This window comes from Candidatus Melainabacteria bacterium, from assembly GCA_003963305.1.
Classification (GTDB): Bacteria; Cyanobacteriota; Vampirovibrionia; order Obscuribacterales; family Obscuribacteraceae; genus PALSA-1081.
Genome location: RXJR01000026.1, coordinates 101,626 through 105,255, shown reverse-complemented (window position 1 = coordinate 105,255; position 3,630 = coordinate 101,626). Strand labels below are relative to the sequence as shown.

General features: G+C 48.5%; 3 protein-coding genes. All 3 read right to left on the bottom strand.

Features of this window, described 5'->3' with window-relative positions:
- Nucleotides 1–125: 125 nt before the first annotated feature.
- A complete protein-coding gene (locus tag EKK48_24540) occupies nt 126–1,124 on the bottom strand; it encodes an integrase (protein ID RTL37273.1) in 999 nt (332 codons plus the stop codon).
- The gene (locus tag EKK48_24535; protein RTL37304.1) at nt 1,121–2,062 is read right to left on the bottom strand and encodes an integrase; all 942 of its coding nucleotides are present in this window, start codon (nt 2,060–2,062) and stop codon (nt 1,121–1,123) included. Before EKK48_24535 ends, EKK48_24540 begins: the two co-directional genes overlap by 4 nt.
- Nucleotides 2,063–2,406: 344 nt before the next feature.
- A complete protein-coding gene (locus EKK48_24530; protein RTL37272.1) occupies nt 2,407–3,579 on the bottom strand; it encodes an integrase in 1,173 nt (390 codons plus the stop codon).
- Nucleotides 3,580–3,630 lie beyond the last annotated feature (51 nt).

The following is a 3,630-nucleotide window of genomic DNA, read 5'->3' as shown; positions in this document are numbered from 1 at the left end:
TATCCAGAGTTCCGGACTATTCCGAGTAACTCGGAGGAGCGCAATGAAACAGTGCCATGCACTAGTTTGCACGAAAAGGAAGCTCGGCATAGTTCCGAGCGTTGGTAGCTCTGAAAAGTCTTGAACTAGAGTGTCGTTAGAAATTTCAGGAGCTCATCATCGGGTTGATAACGGCCGACCTGTCCTTCAGGCGGAGCCATTTGTAAAAGGAGCTTCTCCTTTAAGGCCAGATTGGCATGGAGATAAATCTGTGTTGTTTCAACCGACTCATGGCCAAGCCAAAGAGCAATCAATGCGCGATCGACTCCAGATTGTAAAAGTTCCATGGCCGTGGTATGTCGCAGCACATGGGCTGTAACACGCTTCTCTGATAGGGATGGGCAATGTTCGCTGGCGGCCACAGAATGCTTTCCAAGAATATATTGAATGCCGTCTGCGCTCAGCTGCCCGCCGCGTGCGTTCGGAAATACAAAATCGGTACCTTTGTAGAGCAATTCCTGCAACCATGCTTTTAGAACCAATGCGGTCTGTTTCGTCAGAGGAGTACATCGTTCCTTTCGACCTTTTCCAGTCACGCGAATATGTGCTCCTGAGCCGAACACAATATCCTTGTGTTGCAATCCTCGAAGTTCAGACAAGCGTAAACCTGTATGCACTGCAACCAGAAGCAGAGCATAGTCACGGCGACCAAGCCAAGTTTCTTGCTGAGGCGAAGCGAGCAATGCTGCTACTTCAGATTGTGTCAAGTAACTGATCAGAGCCTTTTCATGCCGTTTGGACGGAATTGCCAGAATTCTTTGAATCTGTCCCGAATTAGCCGGCGATTCCATTGCAACATACCGGAAGAAAGATCTCAGCGCAGTTAATCGCAAATTTCGACTACGAGCGGATGTTCCGCGCTCTTTTTCCAGAGATTCAAGAAATTCTGCAATTAGTGGTGCATCAATTTCCGAAAGCTCCAGTCGTGAAGGCGACTTGTTCAGCCGCTTTTGCGTGAATGCGAGCAGCAGCCGGAATGTATCTCGATACGATTTGATCGTATGTGGACTCGCCTGGCGCTGTTTCATTAGTCGTTCGATAAAGAACTTTTCGACCAAGACTGCAAATGTTGGACTTGTTTTCATAAGCTATCCTCCCAACGGTTTTCCAGTAGCCGAGCTGCTTCACCCATGAGTTCAGGGCAAGCTGTGAGATACCAGTAGGTGTCTTTAACTTTCACGTGTCCAAGATATGTCGAGAGTTGAGGTAGTTTTTGTTCGATTTTTTCGCCGTTTCGATACCAGCACAGTAATGTTTCAATGGCAAACCTGTGCCTGAGATCGTGAATTCTTGGTCCTAGTTTTCCTCCATTTAGATCAATCATTCGACATAGTTTGTGGAACGTTCTATTCACATCGGACTGATCAATTTGGCCGCCACCGTATTTGGTGAAGAAATAGTCGGATAGTCGGCCATGCGTTTTCAAGTATTTATTGCGAAACCTAAGATACGAGCGCAGCACTGGCAGCACGGATGGATGCAACGGAACATATCGAGATTGTCCAAACTTGCTTCCTCTGACCAGAAGCACACCGGCATCCATGTCCACGTCACTGGTCATTAGCCCAAGAGCCTCACTGATTCTCATTCCTGTCACCGCGAGCAGACCTAGAAGACAGTAATAGGTCTGTCTTTTGAGGAAGCCTGGATGTCCATGAACGGGTAATTCAAGAGCGGCTTGGAGTAAATCCTTTACCTCTTGTTCGGTGAAGAGGTATGGCCGAGCACGTTTCTTCCCAAAAGGGAGAAGCCCCCATTCTGGTATCTCAGTTCTCGAATCACTGGCTATTCTGTAGCGTGCGAACTCGCGTACGAATCCCAGTCTTTGCGCCCAAGTTTCTGGCTTGGCTGAAGATGGTCTTTGCGCCCATTCCAATGCAAGTTTGGTCGTCACGACGTCTGCATCGCGCTCTTCCATGAATGTTGCAAAATCAATCAAACCCCTTCCAGCAAGGCGTAGTTTGAATCCTAGCGATCTTCGTAAGGTGAGATATTCCAGGATTGCTAAACGCAACGGGCTAATCGCAGCCACCATATTCGGTACTCCTGATCCTTGCCGAGTTGATCTATTGTCGCCAGTCTTTGGTGCCAGTATTGGTGGATATGGTATTAACCCATACGGAGGGACCTCAGTGAGCGGATCCTTTGCGCTTAGGAAGCGTGCAAACCCACGCACTGCGCTCATGTTTCGCGCTTTCCCGAGAGGAACGGCCTTAGACTCTTTAATGAACTCGAGTGCGAGCTTTGTTGTAACGGTAGTAGCACCTTTTCTTTCAAGAAAACGAACGAACCGCCGCAAAACCTTGCGCAGCTGGACACCAGCCTGCACTTCAGCAAAATAATCTTCCATTGTTGCTTGTAACGTGTTCATTTTGCTGCACCTCCTGGCCAAGGAAGTCCAACGGATCGCAATGAAGAAAAGTCCACTTTCGCGTAGATAGTCGTGCATTCTAAAGTCTGGTGTCGCAGCAGCTCGGCGATCTCCTGCAATGACGAACCTTTCCGAAGAAGTTCCGTTGCAAGAGTATGACGAAACTGATGAGAACCTTGGCTATCTGCATCCAGACCTGTTCGCCTAAAAGCACTTTGGACGATGCCGCTCACGGTGGAAGAATTAGAGAAGCCAATGAACGGTTTGATTGTGCGCAGGAAAACTGCGCGGCTTGAGGATTTGGGACGGCAAAGCAAATAAGACGAGAGAGCATTTCCAACATCAGGTGGGAGTGGCATTTGTGTTAGATTGCTGCCCTTGCCGTGAATCGAGATGCATCCTGTTTCCCAGTGAATGTCTTCGAGCTGAAGAGAGCTAATTTCACCTGCTCGCAGACCTAGTCGGGCAAGCAAAAGCACAATTGCAAAATCCCTCTTTCCAATGATCGTTTTGCGATCACATGAGGACAGAATCTGCTCGACCTGATGAGTTGGCAAGGCTTTCGGAAGTGAAACTGCCCAGTTCGCCACTGCTGGTACAGCAGCCGCAAGATCGGTTTCGATAAAAGCTTGATACCGCGCAAAGCGAAGGAAAGACCGTAGGGCACTCGTCATGAGTTTCGTATCTTTCCGCGATTGATTGGCAGCGGCCTTACACACATAACTTGTAATCGTAGCTGGAAGAAGAGTCGAGAAATTGCATCTACCATCCGGTGCCATATCACTGACAAACCGCTGCACATACCGTTTGTACTGAACCACTGAACCAGCAGACAATGATCGTTCTCGCTTCAAGTACACGGCAAAACTAAAGACTACGTCTTCGATTTTCATTCCTGATGAGGGTGCGTTGGTGCTCTGAGGAGCAGCTTCTAAAGTTCGGAGAAATTCCAGAAACTGCTTTAACTCAACGCCATCATCTTTGGTGGGTGGTCTGCCCTTTCGTACTTTCATACTCAGATATTTGTGTATTTCGTCAACACTCAGATTCCTGACTTGCACTCCGTGTCTTTTCAGCCATGGACTAAACCGAGCGATAGTGCGGAGCTTACGCCGACCGGTTTTCTGGTCGTAGCCTCGGTCCTGCAAATACTTTGCATATGAGTCCATGTATTTGCCGAGTGGATGTATGTGACATCGCGTCAGCGTCGCACGATCACT